This window comes from Hydrogenophaga sp. BPS33, from assembly GCF_009859475.1.
GTDB lineage: Bacteria > Pseudomonadota > Gammaproteobacteria > Burkholderiales > Burkholderiaceae_C > Hydrogenophaga.
The window spans coordinates 6,161,997-6,183,950 of the sequence record NZ_CP044549.1 but is presented as its reverse complement, the minus strand read 5'-3'; the positions used below and the strand labels follow the sequence as shown (position 1 = coordinate 6,183,950).

Sequence of the window (21,954 nt, the reverse complement as noted above, 5' to 3'; positions counted from 1 at the left end):
CTGCTGGACCACTACCAACTCGCACAAGGCCCTTTACTCACTCACTTGGGCATTTTGTGCATGGGACTCCAGCGCCAGCGCGCTCAGCTCGCCACTGCACCGGTGATCCAGTTCATAAAACTCGACGATCTTGGCCAGAAGGTGAACAAGCTGGTGTGGGACGACCACACGTTAAGCCCCATGGCCTTGATTGAAGCCGTGTGGCGAGAGGTCCCCGACTTCCGTGAACGGTATGAACTTCCTGACGGGCTTTTTCGGCAGCACGTACCTGCTTTCGACGAGGTGGTTGTACGCGAGCTGCTGGTCAATGCCCTGGTGCATCGTCCCTACACTCAACGCGGCGACATTTTTCTGAACCTGCACCCCGACAAGCTTGAGGTGGTGAACCCCGGACCGCTGCCGCTGGGCGTGACTCCGCAAAACGTGCTGCACACCACCGTGCGACGCAACGAGCACCTTGCCCGACTGTTCCATGACTTGAAGCTGATGGAGCGGGAAGGCAGTGGCTTCGACAGAATGTTCGAGGTGCTCCTTTCGCAGGGGAGGCCAGTGCCGGAACTGGTCGAAGCCTACGACCGCGTGCAAGTCACCGTGCGCCGCCGCATTTTGGCTCCGGCCTCTATCGACTTCATGGTTAAGGCGGAACAGACCTATCCGCTCAGCCAGCGGGAGCGTATTGCGCTCGGCTTGCTGGCGCAGCACGAAGCCATGACGGCCCGCGAGTTGCTTGCAGCGCTGGAGTTGCCGACGGCGGACGCGCTGCAGCCTTGGCTTAAGCGTCTGCTGGAGTGGCGACTTGTGGGTACTGTTGGCCGCACCCAGGGTACGCGTTATTACGTCGAACCGAGCCTGCTGCGCACGCTGAACTTCAATGCAACCACTACGCTCAAGCGCATCGAACCACACCGTCTGGCTGCCCTTGTGTTGGAAGACCTCGGGCGGTATCCGGCCTCGGCGATCAGCGATGTCCACTACCGCGTGGGCGGCGAAATCCACACAAAGCAGATCAAGCGCACGCTGGACGAGTTGATTCGACGCGGAGCAGTGCGTTTCGAAGGCAGCAATCGATGGCGGAGGTATTGGGCCGTATGAGGAGTCCGCTATTGGACAAACCAAGCGATATCGGCGATAGCTGGGCGATAGATTCGAGGGTGATAGATGACCCGATCCCCAAAAATCAACGACTTATATCGACCACCAGCGTCTGAAATTGCGTAAGCAGAGCCTAGATACACCCTGCTAAGCCTTCGAGCACACAGTAGTCACCGCACACGGACTATGTTTGAACAACGCGGGTGAACAACCTGCCATGATCGATTGGAGCGAAATATCCATGAGCACCCCCAACAAGGTCGTCGAGCCTGCTCCTGCTTACTGCGGGCTCCCCGCGAATGCCAGCGCCAACCTCAAAGGTTCAATGGCCGCTATGCGCCGGGCGGCGGAGCGCGCTCGGCAAGTGGCGCTGCAGACGGGAACAGACCTGATCGTGTTCCGCAATGGTCAAGCGGTACGCCTTGACCCCCGGCAGGAAAGAGCAGCAGCAACTTAGCTGCCTTCTCCCACATCGAACCCGGCGCGGCGCTGTGCCCGAAGAGCCAATAGGCGGCCGCGTCGTCGCACAACCAGCGCGCGCCGATTCTCAAGAAGATGGCGAAGGCGCAAGCGATGTCACGCTCAACCGCGCCTGCGCACCCAGCACCGTCAAGGTGTCTGCGAGCGCATCCATGCGCCGCAGCACGTCGGCATTGAGTGTTTCCAACATTGCGTCCATCTCGGCGCGCGTGACTGGCACGTGGTCTTGCGCCTCGTCTTCGTACTGGGGTTGAACGAAGCGCTGTAGCGCGACGAACGACTTGAACTTGTACGACAGATCCATCGCCTGCTCAGATGCCTTGCCCGACAACGAGACGCATTGGGCGGCGGCCGTGAGTTGTTGATTCATGTTTTGTGGCTCCCTAGAGATTGCGGTTAGGTGTCTACCGCCGCCCTTTGCTTTGATGCGTAAGGGGCGGCGGCCCGATGCGGGTTGGACAACCGTGAAATCCCTGCGGAAACCGGCGAGCCCGAGAGCTCCCCGCTCGGGCCGCCAAAAAGGGGCTCAAGCGAGAAAGCCGCAGACTCTGCGTTAGGTAGATCCTGCAGCTTTCGCTACAGGGATTTCGACGGGTGTCCAGCCCGATCAAACCTTTTTTGGGTTTGACGGGCGGAGTATAGCCACGGGGGCGAGACAGTCGGGAAGGGTCGATCCTCCATAGTTCGGACGAGCGGCTGCTTGAGGCTGAGTGCTGCCAGTCGAAATTCGCCACCGAATGTCGGCGAAGCGAACAAAGCCGTCACCGATTGACTCCGCGAACCGCGGCTCCGACGGGAAGAGTCTGCCAGTCATCCCCCACTCAGCCTTCGAACGATGGTCGAGCCGCTAAGTTGCGAGGGCGGAGGTGGAAAGGGGGGCTATCCAGATGCCGAACGGCAGCGCCGTATGGAGCGGGCCACCTAGAGCTAGTGCACCAGATTTTCACTGGGGCACCAAAGCCACACTTGCCGTTACAGTTGTCGCAAAATCAAACTGGGGGAGTTATGAAAACCAACGGCTTCTCGATCAAAGTACTCACGGACCCAAGCTCCGTCTCGGTACTCTTGGGCGAGGTGGTGCAGGCCGCAGACAGCGACAGGGATGCCCTTGGCTTCTTCTCACGCAGCGTGTATGCAGACTTCTGCCGCAAGGGACAATTGTTTGTGGCACTGGCATCAGGCAGTACTGGCGAGTTCTATGCCGGCCACCTGTTGTTCGACCTGCGCTTTCCCAAGGCGCATGTGCGGCAAATATACGTGCCCAAGACGCATCGGGGTCGGAGCATCGGACAGACGCTGCTGAACGCGATGAAGCACATGCTGACCGAGTGGCAGTTCATTTCAATTCATGCACGCGTCGCTGAAGACCTACGAGATGCCAACATGTTTTGGGAAGCACAGGGGTTTTACGCTCAACGGGTTGCAGTTGGAGGTGCCAGTCGAAATCGCATGATCGTGGTTCGAGCCCATGAGCTTGATTCGCCTCAACTTTTTGCTTCCAGCGGAATCAGTGCCGCCGATCCACTTGGCTTGGATATCGCCGGCGGCGTGGCGAAGCCGCTTTATCTGCTGGATTTGAACGTACTCTTCGACTTGGGGCCTCGTCGGCCCCGACATGAGTTAGCCATGAGCGTCTTTAGGGCGGAGAGACTGCAAGCATGTGCCCTGGCAGTTAGCAGCGAAGTAGTGACGGAGTTGAAGCGCACCGCTCGCGAAGGCAAGACAGACCCAATGCTCTCTTTCGCAGGAACTCTTCCGAAGTTCGCGACGCCGCCCGATGAGGAGTGGGCGCGTTTATCGCCGATGCTTGCCTCGCTAGTGTTCCCAGAGCGCCACGCCTCGGACTCGCTGTCGGACAACGACAGATCTGACCTGATGCATCTTGCGACCGCCATTCACCACGGTCTGCCAGGTTTCATTACAAGCGATGGACGAATCCTAGATCGATCGCCTGAACTCAGGCAGCGGTTTGGCGTGGACGCCATATCGCCGGAGCTGTTTCAAGTCGAGCCAGACCACACGGCAAGCTCAGTAGTTCACGAAGCGCATGGCGCCGACCTCATTGAAATGCAAGTTGCTTCAGCCGGGGACACAGTCGCCATTCGGCGGTTGCTGACGGCGTTAGGTATCGACACAGCAACCCAAATTAGCGAGTGGGCAGCAACCGACACCGGCAGCTCGGCCTGCATACGACATGTGGCACGCTTGAATGGCGTGGTTGCTGGCTACCTAGTATTGCCGGCGAAAATTCGAGGCCTTGAAATTCGCGCTTATGCCGCCGTCGCAGAGAGCCCGAAGGACGCTCATGAAATTGCGCAGTCCCTGCTCAGACATGTGCTGAGCATCGTGAAGCCTGGCGAGATCGGCCGTGTACGGTTGAGTTGTCCCGCGCGTCAGGCCTCGCTTCGAGAAGTTGCAGCTACGTTTGGCTATGTTGCGTCCCCATCAACGCCAAACGACTTACAAAAGATCGTTGCAAAGGGTCGTTTAACCGAACGAAGTTGGACTTCGGGCCGCGAAGCGCTGGCGACCGTGGGAAAAATCGGTTTACCCCAGGATCCTCCCCCATTCCGACATGTCGATCAGCAAATTTCAGTCCTCAGACCAGATGGTCAAAAGGTCCTTGTTCCTATGTTCAAGCTGGAGTCCCTGCTAGCCCCAATGCTACTGTGTCTGCCGGGGCGAGAGGGGGTGATGGTCCCCATCCGAAAGCAGTTTGAAGAGCACCTCCTGGCAGATTCGCCGCAGGACTCATTCCTCCCTCGCGGCAAGGCCCAACTCGCCCCTTTGCGCCACTACTTGAGTGACAAGAAAACATTGAGAAACTTTTCCCGCGGCGATCTGATGTTCTTCTATGAGTCCGTTAAGAACAAAGGCGCTGGCGCTGTCATTGCGGTTGGGCGTGTATTGCAGGCCTACCTTCGTGATGAGTCTGGAATGCAGGCCAGCGACTTGGCACCCTCCGTGTTGGACCGCAGCCAACTCTCAAGCATTGGGGTCTCGAAGACCAAGACCATCACTGTGTTCGACAATGTGCTGCGCTTGCCGAGACCTGTTCCTCTACACGAACTCAAAAGCATACGGTGCGGCGAAGCTCACCAACTCATTTCCAGCCAACGACTGTCTTCCGAGCAGGTTCAGGCGATCCTAGACAAAGGCCTTTGATGCAACCGACCCAGCATGTGCTCATATCACTTGACGAGCGCCATGCAACTAACATCCTCGTAGGGACCAAGCAAGTGGAGCTCAGACGCCGAACTATGCATGTTGAGCCTGGTTCAACCGTTTGGCTCTACGTCAAGAAGCCCGTCGGAGCGGTGGTTGGTTTTGCGACAGTGGGAAAGACCTACTCGGCTGCGCCGAGTACCGTATGGCGTAAGTACGGGCCTGTCTCAGGCCTCAGCAAGTCCGAATTTATGAACTACTTTGACGGGACTGTTGTAGCGACGGCGATGGCACTTTCTGGTTCAAGGAAATTGAAAGCGCCAATCACGCTTGATGCTCTACGGGCGGCAATGCCTGGCTTCCATCCACCGCAGTTTTACTGTCGCCTCAAGACTGATTCGTCGATCAAGCTGCGACTTTCAATGGAGCAGTGATACGCCATGAGCAACGTCCAGCCAAGTTGCCCCGGTGCAACTCTATCTACATCTACGAGGACGGCGCAGCTGACTTCGGTACTCAAGAGGGAAAGGCCCATAGCGAAGGCGGTAGGGCGCCCTGTCATGGCGCTGAATCACCTCGACGGTCCCGCTGGCAAGGTGGTGAAGTTCAAGGTGCGACGGCTGTTGTACGACGAGATTGCCGACATGAAGCGCTTCCCCAACGTCAAGGGGGCGAAGATTTGAAACGCCCCGGGGCGATTCAGAGATCAAGAGACAGAGTGGCCCACTTGTGTCCGATCCGCCGGAGGCCGCTGCGACCTAGTGCAGCTCGTCCAGGCCTATCTCCAAAAAATCCGGACGCACCTTCCACACATAAAAGCTCTTCCTGTCTATAGACTGGTGCGACTAGTGTCAAACAGCCTTGTACTCGGTAACGAAGGGGTCTTATGGAAGAAGGTAGCAATGAACGGATCATTGCGTTCATCGCAAACTTGATGCCCTCGTACGTTGGCGAACGGGTAAACGGCCAATGGTGCGCTCGGTCACTTGTCGATGGAACGCTCATCCTCCCCTTCCATGGGACAGAGGATGCGTCAGACGAGTTCGTGTCTGTGCTATGGCAGGGTGACCCGGGACGGCGCACTGCGGTGTTGGCTGTGTACGTCGCTAGCCTGGCCATCGCGCGGTATGTGGAGTTGCACCATATCGCCTCGCATTCCAAGGAGACGAGGTTGGAGATGCAGCACATGGCTCACCACTTCACTGTTAAGACGGGGGAAGCGCTGGTTTTCGACGAGCCCGGCTCGGACATGATGGATGTGCTCGGGCGTGCGGTAGGTCGGCTTGGTGAGGGGGCCGTTCTGGAGTTGCTGAAGCGGGCGGCGGGATTTTGATGTGTGAGCTTCATCTTGTGGGCTTGAGATACGCTGGAGGTGTAAGCAGTGTCTGTGGATGAAATGCACGAAAGAAATCGCACTCGTCATTGGTGCAGATCTACTGTGCTGAAGGAAATCATTTGATTGCCAAGAAGTACGAACCGCCCAAGGTACCAATGCCCTCGCGTGATGGGGCCGGCAGCTTCACGTTTAAAGAGGGAACGGGGCCGATCATCAGCGTGGTGAGCTTCGGCAACTTCCTTGAGATGTACAAAGCTGATGCCACTAGTCAGCTCCGGAGCCCCGAAGACATTGACCCGCAGCGTACGAATCCAAACGCGCCCTGGGTCAGCACCGTAAACATCAGAGCGGGATCGGCCAACGAAATCGTGTCGCGGTTGGTCATCCAGAGCAGCGAACTTCTGAAGAGTGTGCAACTCCCTGATGGTGTAGATAAAGACAAAGTCCTGCGACACATGCACAAGGTCAAGGAAGACTTACTGCAGTGCGAGCAGATCGCTCTGCGCATCAATGCCGCTGTTATGGAAATCACCGGAAAGATCGAGCGCAACGAGCTTCCTCGAGACAACCATGGCAGGGGCTTCAATCCATTCCCACAAGTCGCAGACCTTCACCCTGAGGCCAACAACTTCCTCATCGGCGCCAACAAGGTCGTGCGCGCCATCTGCGGTATTCCCCGTCTGTTCGCAGATCTTAAAGAAGACTCCAATTTTGATCACCTCAGCAAGACGCTTGCAGCCGCGCTTTCCCAAGATTCAACGCTGGTGCAGTTCCACTACTGTCCGGTTAAATGGTCCGCGCCGAGCCTGAGATCAAGCATTGGCGCGGGTTGCAGACCGATTTCGTTTGGTGCCGATTTGAACTTCGCTCTTCCAAAACCGCGTACTTTCCCGGGCTTGACTGTCTCTGGGGAAGCGCGTGCACATCGGCAAGACCTTGTTTTCTCAGATCATGGAGTTCGTCCCATGGACCAGCTTCGCGCGCATCGTGCAGCGCCATGGAGGCAACTCGGGTGTGCGAGCGCTGTCGTGCGCCGAGCAGTTCCGGGCGATGGCCTTCGCGCAGCTGACTTGGCGAGAGAGTCTGCGCGACATCGAGGCCAGCTTGTCGGCCAATGCCGGCAAGCTGTATGCGATGGGGTTTCGCTCGGCGGTCAAGCGCTCCACGCTGGCCGACGCCAACGAATCGCGCGACTGGCGCATCTGGTCGGACCTGGCTGCCTTGCTGATCCGGCGCGCACGCAAGCTGTACGCGAACGATGCGCTCGGCGTCGACTTGGACAACACGGTCTATGCGCTGGACTCCAGCACCATCGATCTGTGCTTGAGCCTGTTCGACTGGGCACCGTTTCGATCGACCAAGGCGGCCATCAAGCTGCACACGCTGCTGGATCTGCGCGGCGCTATCCCGGCCTTCATCCACATCAGCGATGGCAAGCTGCACGACGTGAACGTGCTGGACATGCTGAGTTTCGAGGCCGGTGCGTTCTACGTGATGGATCGCGGCTATGTGGACTTCGCACGGCTGTATGCGCTGCACCAGGCTGGCGCCTTCTTCGTTACGCGCGCGAAGTCGCCGATGGATGCCAGACGTGTCTACTCGGCACCCACCGACCGCAGCACTGGCGTCATCAGCGACCAGCAGGTCATGCTCAACGGTCACTACTCGGCCAAGAAGTATCCCGAGCATTTGCGGCGTGTGCGATTCAAGGATCCCGAGTCCGGCAAAACACTGATCTTCCTGACCAACAACACGGCGCTGCCGGCGCTGACGATCGCCGCGCTGTACAAGAGCCGCTGGCGAGTCGAGCTGTTCTTCAAATGGATCAAGCAGCATCTGCGCATCAAGAAGTTTCTCGGCAACAGCGAGAACGCCGTGAAGACGCAGGTGTGGTGTGCCGTGGCCACCTACGTGCTCATTGCCATCGTCAAGAAGGAGCTTCAACTCGATGTCTCGCTTTACACATGTCTACAGATCTTGTCGGTGTCGGTCTTCGAGAAAACCGAGATTTCATGCGCCTTGCAGGCCGACGCGTCCCAGACCGATATGCCCGACGCCGTTAACCAATTGAATTTGTTCGACTTTTAACCGGACAGTAGTGGTGCAGTTCGTAGTTGAACAGGCAGTCCTTGTGAGGCGCATTGTTGAGCTACGAAACCACGCAGAGCACATCCGCGAAGAGAGCAAAAGGACTGAGATATACAACTTCAGGGTATTACCAAATGGTCAGATCGGCTTGCCAGTCTGGGGCATTGTGGATCGCGACAATGTTGAGCAAGTCTACGTGCATGAGGAGATGCAAGAAATCACAACCTATCTGCGATACGTTGCAGAGGGAACCTTCATCCTATCTCTAGAGCAATATCGAGCAGCTAGTTTCCCAATCATCCTGTCCGCTGTGGAGAAACCTCGTTCTGAGTGCCCGGTCCACTACGCCTATGTGCCGGATATGACCAAGATTAAGTTCGCGCCTTCTACGTCATCGCCGCAGGCCGAGTCGCTCTAATGTTCACGGCGGGCCAATCGCCTCTAACGAAGGGTCCGCGCTTAGCCGATAGCGGCGGCCTAGCCGCGGCACCGCTGCCTGCAAGCCGAAACACTGAATGACTGCAACGTGGCGCAGATCGCACGTTCGGTGCGCAAGCACCACCGGCAGCAACCGCCGCACAGCCGTCCTTGAACCTGCGCTGGTGCAAGTTCAGCTCATCGACGAAGACATCGACAACCCGCCCCGGGTAGTCCTCAGCGATGTGGTCGTCCAGGCACTCTGGCAGTAGCGTGATCTGGCTGCGTGCCTCACCCTCGATGAATCGCTTCACGTGGCTCACCCAAAGTCGCGTTGCCGACCATTACGCGATCACAGCAGCCATTCCAGGCGTTTTCATACAGCCTCGACGGGTATCGGGCACCCGCAACGGCTTTTGAGCGGCAGCAGCGAATGCGCCGACCGGTCCGCAGCCTGTGCGAATGCCAGCCACACGTCCGGGCTCTTCGGAGCGATGCGCAGTGCTTCATTGGCATTTTTGTGCTGATGCTCTCGGAACAGCGCTGCTGCACGTAAGCTTGTGGCCCAGGAGGTAGCCGGCGATCCGGCCCTGATATGACTGCGACCCAAGCTGATCTGGCCGAACCCGGCGCGGTGTCCCCCATCGAGGTGTCAGCCGATGCGGCCCTCCTCGAATCGGGTCTCTCCGCAGCCCAGGCTGCCCAGCGCCTGACCGAAGACGGCCCCAACGCGCTGCCCGGTGGACAGCGCCGCTCCCTGCTGTCCATCGCTGTGGGAACGGTGCGGGAGCCGATGTTCCTTTTGCTGCTCGCAGCAGGCACCCTGTACCTCGCCTTCGGGGACCTGCAGGAGGGTCTGACGCTCTTCGGGTTCGTGGCGGTCACCGTGGGGCTCACGCTGTACCAAGAAGGCAAGACCGAGCGGGCCATAGAAGCGTTGCGTGACCTCACGAGCCCGCGCGCGCTGGTCATTCGCGACGGACAACCCCAGCGCATTGCCGGGCGCGACGTGGTTCGCGGCGACCTGCTCAAGCTGAGCGAAGGCGACCGTGTTCCGGCCGATGCGCTGCTGGTGTCTGCTGATGGCGTAAGGGCCGATGAATCGCTGCTGACAGGTGAGGCTGTTCCGGTGGGCAAGCGGGTGGCAAAGGCCGATGAACAGGCTGCATCGGGGAAGGCGTCCGGCGCCAAGCGCCAGGTGCCGGGCGGTGACGATCTGCCTTGGGTGTACGCGGGCACGCTGATCGTGCAGGGCAATGCGCTGGCCTGTGTGACAGCCACGGGCCAGCGCAGCGAGATCGGCCGCATCGGTACCTCGCTGAGCACCGTGGAGAACGAGCGCTCGCCGCTGCAAAAGCAGACCACACGGCTGGTGCGCAACCTCGCCTTGCTGGCGCTGACGCTCAGCCTGCTGCTGATCCTGACGCACGGGTTGATCAAGGGCGACTGGCTGCAAGCCCTGCTGGCGGGCATTGCCCTGGCCATGGCCTTGTTGCCCGAGGAGTACCCGGTGGTGCTGACGGTGTTTCCGGCGCTCGGCGCGCGCCGACTGTCCCGGGAAGGTGTGCTCACCCGTCGCATCAATGCCATCGAGACGCTGGGCGCCACCACCGTGCTCTGCACCGACAAGACGGGCACGCTGACGGAGAACCGCATGACGGTGACGAACCTGGTCGCCGGCGGTGTCGATCTGAGCGAGAGCCTCGCACTGAATGCGCGGACCGAAGACCGGTTGCCCGAGGCCTTTCACGCGCTGGTGGAGCACGCGATCCTGGCCAGCGTGATCGACCCGTTCGACCCGATGGAGAAGGCCTTCCATCAACTCGGTCAGCGCTTCCTCACGGACACCGAACACCTGCACCGGAACTGGCGTCTGGTTCGCACCTACGCGCTCAGCCCGGCGCTGCGGGCGATGTCGCACGTGTGGGCAGCGCCGGGTGACGGTGTCCAGACAGTTGCCGCCAAGGGTGCGCCGGAGGCGGTGATGGACCTGTGCCACCTCGACGATGCGCAGAGGGCCCATGTCGGCAGCGCGGTGGAGACGCTGGCGGCCCAGGGGCTGCGCGTGCTGGCTGTCGCGAGCGGATCGTTTGAAGGCCAGGACTGGCCGACAGACGAGCACGGCTTCGATTTCGAGTTCATCGGCTTGCTCGGGCTGGCCGATCCGATGCGCGCAGAAGTGCCCGCCGCTGTGGCCGAGTGCCGCGCCGCCGGCATTCGTGTGGTCATGATCACCGGTGACTACCCGGCCACGGCACGGGCCATCGCCCAACATGCTGGGTTGGCCGGGCGCGACGGTGACGTGCTCACCGGCGACGAGATCGCGGGGCTGGACGATGGGGCACTGCGCGAACGCATGGCCACCGTCAGCGTTTGCGCACGCATCGCGCCCGAGCAGAAGTTGCGCATCGTCCAGGCGCTGAAGGCGCGGGGCGACATCGTCGCGATGACGGGCGACGGCGTCAACGACGCGCCGGCGCTGCGCGCGGCGCACGTGGGTGTGGCCATGGGCAAACGCGGCACCGACGTGGCCCGCGAGTCGGCTTCGCTCGTGCTGATCGACGACAACTTCGCGGCCATCGTCGCGTCGGTGCGCCTGGGACGCAGGATCTTCGACAACCTTCGCAAGGCCATGTCGTACATCCTGGCGGTGCACGTTCCCATCGCCGGCATGGCGATGCTGCCGGTGCTGTTGGGCTGGCCGGCCCTGCTCTACCCGATGCACATTGCCTTGCTGGAGCTCATCATCGATCCCGCCTGCTCGGTGGCTTTCGAGAACGAGCCGGCAGAAGCCGATGTGATGCAGCGCCCGCCGCGGGATGCGACCACCCCCCTGTTTGGCGGCACCACGCTGCTGCTGGCGCTGGTTCAGGGGCTGGGTGTGCTGGCCGTGGTCATGGCCGCGTTCGCATGGGCCAGTGCGCGCATCCCCGAACCCGAGGCGCGGGCCTTTGCGTTTGCCACCCTGGTCGTGGGCAACCTGGCCCTGATCCTCTCCAACCGTTCGACCACCCGCTCGCTGTGGGCAACGCTGCGCACGCCCAACCGCACGCTGTGGGGTGTGTTGGGACTGGCCAGTGCGCTGTTGCTGGCTTCGCTCTACGTTCCCTGGGCGGTGGCGGTGCTGCGCTTCGCACCCCTGCCGTTGCACGAGCTGGCCGCCGCCTGCGGTCTGGGATTGCTGAGCGTGCTGTGGTTCGAAGGCATCAAATGGGCCCGCCGACGGCCTTCACTTTGACAGGGCTGCGGACCTGCCAAACCGGCCAAACCGGCCCAGTCCCAGCTCCACCAAACCTTCTGCACGGCGCACCAGGAACAGCACGTCCAACCCCATGCGCTGGGCCATGGCTAGACCTTCGTCGGAGCCTGCCACCAGCAAGGCCGTGGCCCAGGCGTCTGCGTGCATGCAGGTACGCGCCAGCACGGTGACCGACGCCACTGCGTTGTTCACCGGCGCGCGGCGGCGCGCGTCCATGGTGTGGGCCAGGCGCGCTTCGCCCACCTGCAAGCAGCGCCGGTAGTCGCCCGAGGTGGCCACGGCCAGGTCCTCCAGCTCGATGACACCCTGCACCGCGCGCAGCCCCACCTCGGGGCGTTCGAGCGCCACGGCCCAGGGCGCGCCGCTGGCCTGGCGACCCACCGCGCGAAGCTCTCCGTCCAGCGCGGCCAGTGCGTGCCGCACACCATGCTGTTGCAGCACCGTGACCATGCGGTCCACCGCGTAGCCCTTGGCAATGCCGCACAGGTCGAGCTGCAAGGACCGGCGCTTGCGGGCACGGCCGGCGGGCCTTTCCAGCTCGATGCTCCCAGGCCCTGCATGCGCCTCGGGCTGGCGTGCGGCGCGGATCGCGTCCGCGTCGGGTGTGTCGCGCACTGCGCCGAAGCCCCAGGCATCGACCAGTTCCCCAACGCACGGATCGAATGCACCGGCACTCAGGCGCTGGAACTCGAGCGCACAGTCCAGCACATCCACGATGTCAGCGGACAGATCCACCCAGGTGCCCACGGGCGCCCGGTTCAGGCGCATGAGGTCGCTGTCCGGTTTCCAGGGCGACATCTGCTCATCCACCTGCTCCACCGCAGTGGCGAGGTCCTGGCGCAGGGCTTCGAGGTCCATGGTGTTGTCGGTGTCGACCGTGGCCGACCAACGCGTGCCCATGGTCGGACCGTGCAGGGTGGTGCGCTTGCAAGTCACGGCCGTTTCAGAAGACATCTTCGGCATAGCGCTCGCTGGCTTTGAGCTTGGCCACGCTCAGTTGCAGTGGCGCCAGCACCGCGTCCAGCGCCTCGGCCACGCCCTGCGCCATGGCGCGCCCGCCGCAGACACGCACGAGGGCGCCCCGCATCATCCAATCGCGCAGGCTCTCGGCATCCCGGCGCAGGGCGTCCTGCACATAGCCGCCGCCTTCTGGCACGCGCGAGAAGGCCGTGTGCAACGTCGTCAGGCGCCCTTCAACGAGCCAGTGCTGGATGTCGGGGCCGAAGTAGAAGTCGCGTGCCGGATCGCGCCCGCCAAAGTAAAGATGCATGGGACGGTGTCTGTCGTTGCGGCGGATGAAGCCCGCCAGCGGCGCCACGCCGGTGCCCGCCCCGATCAGCAGCACAGGCCGACGCGTTCGCGGCAATGCAAAACCAGGGTTGGACCGGATGAAGGCGGTGATGCTGTCCCCCATCTTCAGGCCCAGCAAGTGCGTGGAGCACAGACCGCCGGCCATCTGCCGCGCGCAGATTTCCAGAAACCCATCTTCCTGGCCCGAGGCCAGCGAGTAGTAACGCGGCACGGCCGATCCCGGCGGCAAGATGCCCACGAGGTCGCCCGCCGCAAACCGCGCCAGGCCGTGCCCGCGCAGGCGTGCGCCCAGGCTCTGTGCAGGCCACGCAAAGCGCAGGATCGCAGTGGCCGGTCCGGCGCCACTGCTGTAGTCCTGTCGCGCTATGAGCGTGAGTGCTGTGGCGGGGGGCACGCGCGGCGCATGCTCCAGCACCAAGGGTTCGCCCAGCGCTTGTGCCAGGGCAACGCCCCAGAGCGCGAACTGTTGGCCGGACTGTTGGTGGATGCATTCGAGCGGCAGCAGCGAGAGCCAGCCCAGCGCGCGCAGTTTCTGGTCCAGCGTTTCGGCAAAGGCACAGAAGGTTGGGAACTGCCGGTCGCCAAAGCCAAGCACCGTCACCGGCACGGCGTTGGCCTTGAGCTTGGCGATGTGCTCCAGGGCATGGCTGGCATGGGCCGGGGCCTGGCCTTCACCATAGGTGGCGGCCAGCACGAACACCTGCCGCGTGGCGGCCGTCGTTTGAAAGTTCTCCAGCGCGCTGGTGTGCACGCGGTGGCCAACCTGGCTCAGCGCGTCTTGCAGCGTTTGGGCAAAGCCCCAGGTGCTGCCCCCTTCGCTGGCCACGTAGATGAGCACGTCGGCCTGCGCCAGCGGGGCGTTGCCCGTGATGTGTGGTTCCAGGCGACGTGCTTGCCACCAGAGGACCACGCCCGACAGCCAGAACAGCAGCACGCTGGCACCCACGCACCCGAGCACCACGGCCCAGGGCCAGGACGCTTCGCCCGTATGCAGCACCACGGCCAGGTGGTTGACGCGCTGCGCCACGGTGGCGTCTTGCCAGACCAGCATCTGCCCCGAATACCGATCGATCCAGCCTTGACCTTGGGCGGTGGTGACCTTCCACGTGTCCTCCGGATCGGTGGTGCCGGGAAAATTCAGCTTGCGCAGGTCCTTCACGGCCAGGTTTTGCATCGTGACCAGTTGCTCGCCACGCAAGGCCGGCTGGCCGGAAACCACCGAAAGCACATCAGGCTCGGTCCTGGAATCGAGAACCACCAGCCCCAGGGTCGATGCGCTCATGGTCAGCGCCGTGAGCGACGTCAGGCACAAAACGGCGAGCACCACGCGACCCGCGACCACATGGATGCGTTGCGCCAGCGAACCGCGCACCCGCGCCGCCAACCGCCGCCAGCCACCCATGCGGCGCAGCAGCAGCACCAGGGCAGAAATGCACACCAAGGCCATGGCCAGCGCAACGCCCGCAGCACCCCAGCGCCCGGCGTCGCCCATCAGCAGCGAGCGGTGCAGGTTCTTCACCCAGCGCGGCAGCGACGAGGCTTGCCAGGCACTCAGCACCCGGCCATCGGCCGGATCGACGTAAGTTGCCTGCGGTTGATCGCCAGCAAAGCTGAACACCACGATGGCACCCGAGGGCAGGTGGCGAATTTCTTCCGCTGTCGGAACGGTGCGCGTGACGCGCTCCACCAGCGTGGCCACAGGCAAATCGCCCGGTGCGGCGGGGGCCTGCCACGCCTGTTGCACGGGATCGATCGTCAGAACGGCGCCGGTGACGCCCAGCACCACGGCCAGGCAGCCCACCGTCAGACCCAGCCAGCGGTGGATGGCTTTCCAACTCACGCGAGGCCCTTTACTTGAACTCGAAGTTCACGGACTGGATGTATTGCTTGCCGGGCTGTGGCTTGCCGGCGTTGGCGGTGGACAGCGGTATGCGGACCTCCGAAGGGCTGTCGCGCATGTCTTCTACCGCGGCGTCGATGCGGATCTCATAGCCTGCGTCGATCAGCGCATCGGCCAGATCGGCTGTGACCTTGAGTGTTCGCCCCGCGCCCACGCTGGCGCCAGTGACGCCGTCCAGCCGCTTGGTGTCACCAGCCGAAAGGCGGCTCCAGTCGGACAAGTGCTTGTGGTACTTGGCCTTGCCGCCAGCGACCCACAGCGTTCGCACATAGGCCCCCTTGGCATCGGTCAGGTACGCCGCCAGGTAGGCGCCGTCGCCGCCGTAGTTCTTGAGCTGGGCGGTCAGCGTGAGTGGACGGCTGTGCGCAAGAGCGGGAAGGGCCGTCGCACAAGCGGTGGCCAGAAGGGTCAAAAGGGATCTGGACATGGTGATTCTCCGGTTGGAATGGTGGTTATTCGGCATTGCGATCGCGATCGTGATCGCGGGCTCTTGGGTGGTCGTCCTGCTTCAGCTTCAACACCTTCAGGGTCTCCGGATCGATCCGGGCCTTGAAGGTGCGGCCCAGGGCATCCGTGCCCCGCACTTCGTAGCAGCCGTCGTCGATCTTCAGCCGCTGGATCTGCCAGCCCTGTGCAACCGCCATCTGCCGCACAGCATCGCGTGACTGCCAGCGATTCAGCGGCGCCTCGCAGTCATCGTCGGCCAGGGCGGGCAGCGCAGCCAGGCTGAATGACAGCGCCAACAGGCCATGGCGCAAACAGGGGGGGTGTTTCATGGGAAGTTCTTTCAAGGCAGATGAGCGCGTGACAGACCTGCATTGTGGAAACGCGTCCGTGCATGCGACCCGACCTTCGGAGCCGGGCTTGACATGGATCAATGGAGGTCCAGAAAGCTTGCCCAGCCTCTCCTGCAGTTCCTGCTCTTCGCCAGCAAAGGCCAGAGCCCAAAACCCCCTCTTGAAATTCCCCCAACAACGCCTATCTCCCCCTCCGGACGCGCTGGAGACGCCTCCGGCGCTCTGTTCAACCCTTGAATGGAGGTTTCGCCATGTACCGATCCTTGTTCCCTCGCGATATGCTCGCGGAGATGGATCGCCTGCAGCGCGATATGCAGCAGGCCTTCGATCTGTCTCCCACCATTCGTGGCTTCGCACGCCACGGCTTTCCCGCCCTCAACGTGGGCGGCACTCCCCAGACGATCGAGATCTATGCCTTTGCGCCAGGCATCGACCAGTCGTCGCTGGAGGTCAACCTGGAGCGCGGCGTGCTCACCATCGCCGGTGAACGCAAGAGCCCCCTGCCCACGTCGGACGCCAAGAACGCGGTGCACATCAACGAGCGCTTCGCAGGCCGCTTCCGCCGCGTCGTGACCCTGCCCGATGACGCCGACCCCGAACAGGTCTCTGCGAAGCTGCGAGATGGCGTGTTGCACATCTCCATCCAGCGGCGCGCTTCCGCCCAGCCGCGCCGCATCGCCATCCAATGAGAGAAAGAAAGGAGTCACAGCCATGCGCAACGATGTACAGACCACCGCCAGCGGCAGCAACAACAGCAACCCCGCGCCGGCGGCTTCGCAGGAACAACCACGCACCCAATACAGCGACGCCGCCCTCACGCCGCCCGTGGACGTGGTGGAAGACAGCAACGGCATCACGCTCTACGCAGACCTGCCCGGCGTGAGCAAGGAGAAGCTCAATCTCCATGTGGAGTCGGACACCTTGACCATCGAGGCCGAGTCCGACCTGACGGCCCCCGAAGGGCTGGCCTCGCACCACACCGAGGTGAACCTGGCCCGGTTTCGGCGGGTGTTCACCTTGAGCAAGGAGCTCGATGCCGAGAAGGTGTCTGCGGAGCTGGCCCAGGGCGTGCTGAAACTGCGCATTCCCAAAGCCGAGCACGCGCAACCCAGGCGCATCGAGGTGCAGGTCGCTTGATGCGCGACTGCTGATAGCCAAGCAGGGCATGGAGGAACGGTGTGCCGGTTGCACACCGTCTCCTCTGTCTGGGTTTGATCGGCATCTCGCCGTCGTTTGCCCGGACACAGGCAGGCGCGTAGGATGGACCGTCTTGCGACCTTCCCGGATGATGCGGCATGCCACCACGCTACCCTGAACGAGACGACAAACCCCACTGGACCCTGTACGTGTTGGCCTTGCTCCTGCTCGCTGTGGCCGGCTACTTCGGCTGGCAGTACTACCAAGCCCGGCAGGCCCCAGTCCCCCCTGAGCCTGCGCCGGTGGCGAGCGCCCCCGTCGCACCGCCCGCGCCGGCCGAGCCCGCAGCGCCCGCCATTCAGCACCCGGTGGAGCCTCCGGCCGGCGAGCCAGTGGCCGAGCCCGCATCCCTGCCCGCGCTGGCCGACGCCGACCCTTACGTCGGTGAGCGCCTGGGCGAACTGCTGGGCCGCCCGAACGTGCTGCGCTTCCTGCAGCTCGAGGGCTTCGTGAAGCGAACGGTGGCCACGGTGGACAACCTGGGGCGCTCGCACGCGCCGGTGCTGGTCTGGCCGGTCAACCCCACCCCGGGGAAATTCTCCCCGGCCCAGAGCGCCGACGGCAGCGCGCAAACCATTCACCCCGACAACGCCGCGCGCTACGAGCCCTTCGTGCGGTTTGTCGAATCGGTGGACACGGGCCAGGCCGTGGCGCTGTACCGACGCCTCTACCCGCTGTTCCAGCAGGCGTACGAGGAACTGGGCTTCCCGGGCCGCTACTTCAATGACCGCCTGGTGCAGGTGCTGGACCAGCTCATCGCCACGCCCGTGCCCGCCGCGCCACCGGCCGTGGTGCTGGTGGAGGTCAAGGGGGAGGTGCCGTCGACCCGACCGTGGGTGCGCTATGAGTACGCGGACCCGAAACTTCAATCGATGTCTGCCGGGCAGAAGATGCTGCTGCGCGTGGGTGCGGGCAACCAGCGCCGCTTGCAGGCGAAGCTGGTGGACATTCGCGGGCGCGTTGCGAAGCGCTGAGGCGGCGGCCCTTCTGCCCTTCTGCGGTTAGATTGGCGCGATGCCCGCCCGCCGACGCCCGACCTCCCCGCCGTCCCATACGGTTCTGCTCACTGGTTTCGACGCCTTCGGCGGCGCAACCGTGAACCCGAGTTGGCAGGCCGTGCAGGCCCTGCACGGTGAGCGACTGCAGGACCACCCGGTGGTGGCGGCGCAACTGCCCACCGTGTTCGGCGAATCCTTGCGCTGCCTGACGGCGCTGCTGGAGGCCCACCGACCCGCGCTCGTGATCTGCGTGGGCCAGGCCGGCGGACGTGGGGCTATCTCGCTCGAGCGCGTGGCCATCAACATCGACGACGCGCCGATGGCCGACAACGCGGGCGCTCGGCCTGTCGATGCACCGGTGCGGCGCGGTGCGCCCCCCGCCTACTTCACCGGCCTGCCCATCAAGTCCATGCTCGCCGAACTGCAGGCGGCCGGGCTCGCGGCCGAAGTCTCGCAGACGGCCGGCACCTTCGTCTGCAACCACGTGTTCTACGGCCTGATGCACGCCCTGACCACCCGCCGCAGCTTGCGCCACACGCGCGGCGGCTTCGTGCACGTGCCCTGGCTGCCCGAACAGGGCACGCCCGGCATGCCGTTGGACGACATCGTGCGTGGCCTGCGACTGGCCGTGCAGTGCGCGTTGCGGGTGCGGAAGGACGCGGCGCTGGCGGCGGGTGCCACGCATTGAATCGATTTCAAGTTGCCGGCGGCGAAGCCAGCCGATCCGTTCATATAGGGTTTCCAGAACGACATGAAACCATTACATGTCGTCATTTCCTCTAAAAAAGAACATGTTTCATTGACGTGTCGCCTGCGGCGACATAAGCTGCCGACGTGTCGCTGAAATCAGATTTTTTCATCATGAAAAATGCCGCCCCCGCCTGGCACCCCGAGCAGCCTCACAACGAATTGCCCGCGCTGCCTCCAGTGCACGAGCTGGAAAGCCGGGCCGTGCTCAAAGCCTGCATCGAGGCGCGCGCCGCCCTGGCCGAGCTCAAACAGGCGGCTGAACTGATCCCCAATCAGGCGATGCTGATCAACACCATTCCGCTGCTGGAAGCCAAAGACAGCTCGGAAATTGAAAACATCGTGACCACGACAGACCAGTTGTTTCAGTACGCGCAAGGCCACGACAACGCCGACCCAGCCACCAAAGAGGCGCTGCGCTACCGCACCGCGCTACACCAAGGCTTTCAGTCGCTCAAGGCGCGCCCGCTGTGCACCGCCACCGCCGTGAACGTTTGCCGCACGCTCAAGGGGGTGGACATGGACATTCGCCGCACACCGGGCACCCAGCTCGCCAACGACCGCACCGGCGAAGTGGTGTACACCCCGCCCGAAGGCCAAGCCCGCTTGCGCGACATGTTGGCCAACTGGGAGCGTTTTCTGCACAACCAGACCGAACTGGACCCTTTGATCCGCATGGCAGTGGGTCACTACCAGTTCGAAGCCATACACCCCTTCACCGACGGCAACGGCCGCACCGGCCGCGTGCTCAACATCCTGTACCTCATCCAGGAAGAGTTGTTGAGCCTGCCCATCCTGTACCTGAGCCGCCATGTGATCGCCCACAAGGCCGACTACTACCGCCTGCTGCTCAGCGTCACCAGAGACGAGGCCTGGGAACCGTGGCTGATCTTCATGCTGCAAGCAGTCGCCGAGACGTCCAAGTGGACCACGGGCAAGATTGCCGCCATCCGCGCGCTGGCCGAGCACACCACCGAACACGTGCGCGCGCGCCTGCCCAAGATCTACACCCGTGAGCTGGTGGACGTGATCTTTGAGCAGCCCTACTGCCGCATCGGCAACCTGGTAGACAAAGGCATTGCCCAGCGGCAGGCCGCCTCACGCTACCTCCACGATCTTGCCACCCTGGGCGTGCTGCGCGAAATGCCGTTTGGCAAGGAGAAGCTTTTTATCCATCCCAAGCTGATGCAACTGCTCAGCAGGGACAGTAACCAATTCCAGTCTTACGCCTGACGCCCCCCTACTTCCCCGCCGAAGCCAACACCGCCTTCGCCTGCGGCCCCCATTGCGCCGCCGTGTCTTCGATCTCCTTGCGCAGACCCGCGCCGTTCACCAGATCGACTTCCACACCCACGTTCTGCAGCAGCTCGATCAGCGCGGGTTGCGCACAGGCCTGGCGCACGGCGGCTTGAATCTTCTCGACCACCGCCGGGTCCATGCCGGCCGGGCCGACGAGCGAGATCGAGCCATTGCTGAACTGGTTGTAGCCCAGCTCGGAAAACAGCGGCGCATCCGGCGCTTCCCTGTACCGCGTGGTGCCGGACTGCGCCACGATCCGGGCGCGGCCTGTTCGTGCGGCGTGCAAGGCGGTCGTCATGTCCGAATAGAACAGATGCGCTTGCCCGGCCATGATGGCGGCCGAAGCCGGGCCACCGCCCTGGTAGGGCACGTGCAGCATGTCCGCGCCCGCCTGCTGGGCCGCTACCGCGAGAATCAGGTGGCCGGTGGTGCCCACGCCAGCGGAGGCGTACAGCACTTTGCCGGGGTTGCTCTTCGCGAAACGCAGCATGTCCTGGAAGGTGCCGGCCATGCTGGTGTGCGCAATGATGGCGGAGCGGTAGCTCGCGAACGCGATGATGGGTGTGACGTCCTTCGTCAGGTCGTAGGGCGTCTTCTCCATCACGGCGCCAGCGGTGATCTGCTGCTTGGTGTTGAGCAGCATGATCTTGTACCCATCGGGTTGCGCGCGGATCAGGTTCTGCGTGCCAATGATCCCTTGGCCGCCGGCGATGTTCTCGATCACCAAAGGTTGGCGCAGCACCTTCTCCACTTCGACGTGAATGGCGCGCGCGACCCGGTCGTCCAGACCTCCCGGGGGCTTGGCCACCACCAGCCGTACGGGCCGCTCGGGGTAGTTGGGGTTCGCGTTCGCCAGGAGGCTGTGCCCCAGCAGGCTCGCGCCTGCCAGGCCTTGGAGGGTCTTGCGTCTTGAAATCATGATGGCTCCTCGGTGTGGGCAATGCCTGCATGCGCGCGCCAGCGTTCGATGAATCCACTCTCTTTCAGGCGCGTGACCAATCCTTCGCGGTGGACCTCGGTGACGGTGTAGCCCTTGCTTTCCAGCACGCTCAGGCTTTCTTCGTGCAGGCGGTCCATGTCTTCGGAGTAGCGCGCGGCCAGCGTCTCGAAATGCGCTTCCAGGCGTTCCTGTGTGGGCGCATCGAGCATCTGCCACGCGTCCAGGTTCACGCACAGCCAGAAGCACGCGAACCGAATGCCGACCATCGCGATGTGGTCCATGTGGCGGTGGCGGGGGCTGCGCTCCACGCTGTTGATGGTCATCTCCACCCCCTCGGCCCGGCCGTCGGCCAGCGCCGCGGTCACGTGTTGCAGGTCGACCGGCTGCGGATCGCAACCCAGGGAGCGGTAGAGGTCTTTCAGGTACGGCGAGTTGCCAACGCGAATGCGCAGGCCATCGAGATCGGTCGCGCGCTCGATGCGCCGGCCACGGCTGAACACATGGTTCAAGCCTTGCGGCAGCACGGCCCTGAAGGCGTGGATGCCCAGCTGGCGCAAGGCATCGCGCACCCGGTCGCCGGGTGCGCCCGCCATGGCGGCGCAGGCCTCTTTGCTGGTGCCGAAGGCAAACGGAAATCCCTCGATGGCGACCACCGGTGTCAGGCGCGACAGGATCATGCCGGACACCGGGTGCATCTGGATCTCATTGCGAGCCAGCATGTCCACCATGTCGTCGGGGCCGCCCAATTCGCCATCGGGGTGCAGGCTGACGGTCAACTGGCCACCGCTTAGCCGCTCCATGTCGGGCAGAAACTCGCGGAGCAGCACGTTCAGCGCGCTGTCTGCCACGATGTCGTGGGCGCAGCGCCAGGAATGAGGTGTTTGCATGGGTCTCGATGTCTCCTGTGGGTACGAATGCCCGTCCGTTG

General features: G+C 63.0%; 23 protein-coding genes. 15 read left to right on the top strand and 8 right to left on the bottom strand.

Features of this window, described 5'->3' with window-relative positions; all coding sequences use genetic code 11:
* The first annotated feature begins 60 nt into the window (after positions 1 to 60).
* Together F9K07_RS32005 and F9K07_RS28710 are read left to right on the top strand one after the other, a co-directional pair.
* Positions 61 to 1,092 carry an ATP-binding protein gene (locus F9K07_RS32005; RefSeq protein WP_236581741.1) on the top strand — a complete coding sequence of 344 codons (1,032 nt, stop codon included), beginning with the start codon at positions 61 to 63 and terminating at the stop codon, positions 1,090 to 1,092.
* A 241-nt stretch (positions 1,093 to 1,333) separates the two neighbouring features.
* Positions 1,334 to 1,549: a hypothetical protein gene (locus tag F9K07_RS28710; protein WP_159596637.1), complete on the top strand. Its 216-nt coding sequence runs from the start codon at positions 1,334 to 1,336 to the stop codon at positions 1,547 to 1,549.
* A 90-nt stretch (positions 1,550 to 1,639) separates the two neighbouring features.
* Here F9K07_RS28710 and F9K07_RS28705 read toward each other — a convergent pair whose 3' ends face one another.
* Positions 1,640 to 1,942, bottom strand: coding sequence for a hypothetical protein (locus F9K07_RS28705; RefSeq protein ID WP_159596636.1), 303 nt, complete (start codon positions 1,940 to 1,942; stop codon positions 1,640 to 1,642).
* A 635-nt stretch (positions 1,943 to 2,577) separates the two neighbouring features.
* Between F9K07_RS28705 and F9K07_RS28700 the strand changes: the two genes are divergently transcribed.
* The 4 genes from F9K07_RS28700 to F9K07_RS32000 all read left to right on the top strand — a co-directional run bounded on the left by F9K07_RS28700 (position 2,578) and on the right by F9K07_RS32000 (position 6,070).
* On the top strand, positions 2,578 to 4,737 hold the full coding sequence (locus F9K07_RS28700) for a GNAT family N-acetyltransferase (RefSeq protein ID WP_236581740.1): 2,160 nt from the start codon (positions 2,578 to 2,580) through the stop codon (positions 4,735 to 4,737).
* Positions 4,737 to 5,171 (top strand): transcriptional regulator, encoded by a 435-nt coding sequence (locus F9K07_RS28695; RefSeq protein ID WP_159596634.1) that lies wholly within the window; start codon positions 4,737 to 4,739, stop codon positions 5,169 to 5,171. The genes F9K07_RS28700 and F9K07_RS28695 overlap by 1 nt, the downstream gene beginning before the upstream one ends.
* Positions 5,172 to 5,297: 126 nt before the next feature.
* Positions 5,298 to 5,420 (top strand): hypothetical protein, encoded by a 123-nt coding sequence (locus F9K07_RS32135; RefSeq protein ID WP_268894737.1) that lies wholly within the window; start codon positions 5,298 to 5,300, stop codon positions 5,418 to 5,420.
* A 203-nt stretch (positions 5,421 to 5,623) separates the two neighbouring features.
* The gene (locus F9K07_RS32000) at positions 5,624 to 6,070 is read left to right on the top strand and encodes a hypothetical protein (RefSeq protein WP_236581739.1); all 447 of its coding nucleotides are present in this window, start codon (positions 5,624 to 5,626) and stop codon (positions 6,068 to 6,070) included.
* A gap of 479 nt (positions 6,071 to 6,549) precedes the next feature.
* Here F9K07_RS32000 and F9K07_RS28685 read toward each other — a convergent pair whose 3' ends face one another.
* A complete protein-coding gene (locus F9K07_RS28685; RefSeq protein ID WP_159596632.1) occupies positions 6,550 to 6,825 on the bottom strand; it encodes a hypothetical protein in 276 nt (91 codons plus the stop codon).
* 166 nt (positions 6,826 to 6,991) lie between these two features.
* Between F9K07_RS28685 and F9K07_RS28680 the strand changes: the two genes are divergently transcribed.
* The 4 genes from F9K07_RS28680 (at position 6,992) to F9K07_RS28665 (ending at position 11,816) form a co-directional block, all read left to right on the top strand.
* The gene (locus F9K07_RS28680; RefSeq protein ID WP_159590777.1) at positions 6,992 to 8,161 is read left to right on the top strand and encodes an IS4 family transposase; all 1,170 of its coding nucleotides are present in this window, start codon (positions 6,992 to 6,994) and stop codon (positions 8,159 to 8,161) included.
* Between the two features lie 13 nt (positions 8,162 to 8,174).
* The gene (locus tag F9K07_RS28675) at positions 8,175 to 8,579 is read left to right on the top strand and encodes a hypothetical protein (RefSeq protein WP_159596631.1); all 405 of its coding nucleotides are present in this window, start codon (positions 8,175 to 8,177) and stop codon (positions 8,577 to 8,579) included.
* 97 nt (positions 8,580 to 8,676) lie between these two features.
* Positions 8,677 to 8,850, top strand: a complete 174-nt coding sequence (locus F9K07_RS31650; RefSeq protein WP_201451613.1) for a hypothetical protein — start codon at positions 8,677 to 8,679, stop codon at positions 8,848 to 8,850.
* Positions 8,851 to 9,173: 323 nt separating this feature from the next.
* A complete protein-coding gene (locus F9K07_RS28665; RefSeq protein WP_159596629.1) occupies positions 9,174 to 11,816 on the top strand; it encodes a cation-translocating P-type ATPase in 2,643 nt (880 codons plus the stop codon).
* On the opposite strand, the gene F9K07_RS28660 is transcribed toward F9K07_RS28665, so the two are convergent.
* The 4 genes from F9K07_RS28660 to F9K07_RS28645 are packed head-to-tail and all read right to left on the bottom strand — an operon-like array spanning position 11,808 to position 15,824.
* Positions 11,808 to 12,800, bottom strand: a complete 993-nt coding sequence (locus F9K07_RS28660) for an FAD:protein FMN transferase (protein ID WP_159596628.1) — start codon at positions 12,798 to 12,800, stop codon at positions 11,808 to 11,810. The two genes, F9K07_RS28665 and F9K07_RS28660, sit on opposite strands and share 9 nt — an antisense overlap.
* The gene (locus F9K07_RS28655; protein WP_159596627.1) at positions 12,781 to 14,988 is read right to left on the bottom strand and encodes a PepSY domain-containing protein; all 2,208 of its coding nucleotides are present in this window, start codon (positions 14,986 to 14,988) and stop codon (positions 12,781 to 12,783) included. The genes F9K07_RS28660 and F9K07_RS28655 overlap by 20 nt, the downstream gene beginning before the upstream one ends.
* A 10-nt stretch (positions 14,989 to 14,998) precedes the next feature.
* Positions 14,999 to 15,475 carry a DUF2271 domain-containing protein gene (locus tag F9K07_RS28650; protein WP_159596626.1) on the bottom strand — a complete coding sequence of 159 codons (477 nt, stop codon included), beginning with the start codon at positions 15,473 to 15,475 and terminating at the stop codon, positions 14,999 to 15,001.
* Positions 15,476 to 15,500: 25 nt separating this feature from the next.
* Positions 15,501 to 15,824 carry a PepSY domain-containing protein gene (locus F9K07_RS28645; RefSeq protein ID WP_159596625.1) on the bottom strand — a complete coding sequence of 108 codons (324 nt, stop codon included), beginning with the start codon at positions 15,822 to 15,824 and terminating at the stop codon, positions 15,501 to 15,503.
* 272 nt (positions 15,825 to 16,096) lie between these two features.
* Between F9K07_RS28645 and F9K07_RS28640 the strand changes: the two genes are divergently transcribed.
* From F9K07_RS28640 to fic, 5 genes are all read left to right on the top strand, one after another.
* Positions 16,097 to 16,534, top strand: a complete 438-nt coding sequence (locus F9K07_RS28640; protein WP_159596624.1) for an Hsp20/alpha crystallin family protein — start codon at positions 16,097 to 16,099, stop codon at positions 16,532 to 16,534.
* Between the two features lie 22 nt (positions 16,535 to 16,556).
* A complete protein-coding gene (locus tag F9K07_RS28635) occupies positions 16,557 to 16,982 on the top strand; it encodes an Hsp20/alpha crystallin family protein (RefSeq protein ID WP_159596623.1) in 426 nt (141 codons plus the stop codon).
* Between the two features lie 158 nt (positions 16,983 to 17,140).
* A complete protein-coding gene (locus F9K07_RS28630; protein ID WP_159596622.1) occupies positions 17,141 to 18,016 on the top strand; it encodes a DUF3014 domain-containing protein in 876 nt (291 codons plus the stop codon).
* A gap of 40 nt (positions 18,017 to 18,056) precedes the next feature.
* The gene (gene pcp, locus F9K07_RS28625) at positions 18,057 to 18,728 is read left to right on the top strand and encodes a pyroglutamyl-peptidase I (RefSeq protein ID WP_159596621.1); all 672 of its coding nucleotides are present in this window, start codon (positions 18,057 to 18,059) and stop codon (positions 18,726 to 18,728) included.
* Between the two features lie 173 nt (positions 18,729 to 18,901).
* Positions 18,902 to 20,020, top strand: a complete 1,119-nt coding sequence (gene fic, locus F9K07_RS28620) for a protein adenylyltransferase Fic (protein WP_159596620.1) — start codon at positions 18,902 to 18,904, stop codon at positions 20,018 to 20,020.
* 7 nt (positions 20,021 to 20,027) lie between these two features.
* Here the strand turns inward: fic and F9K07_RS28615 are convergent, their stop codons facing one another.
* Both F9K07_RS28615 and F9K07_RS28610 read right to left on the bottom strand, forming a co-directional pair.
* Positions 20,028 to 21,005 (bottom strand): Bug family tripartite tricarboxylate transporter substrate binding protein, encoded by a 978-nt coding sequence (locus tag F9K07_RS28615; protein ID WP_159596619.1) that lies wholly within the window; start codon positions 21,003 to 21,005, stop codon positions 20,028 to 20,030.
* Positions 21,002 to 21,913, bottom strand: a complete 912-nt coding sequence (locus F9K07_RS28610; RefSeq protein WP_159596618.1) for a TRAP transporter substrate-binding protein — start codon at positions 21,911 to 21,913, stop codon at positions 21,002 to 21,004. The genes F9K07_RS28615 and F9K07_RS28610 overlap by 4 nt, the downstream gene beginning before the upstream one ends.
* Between the last annotated feature and the right edge of the window lie 41 nt (positions 21,914 to 21,954).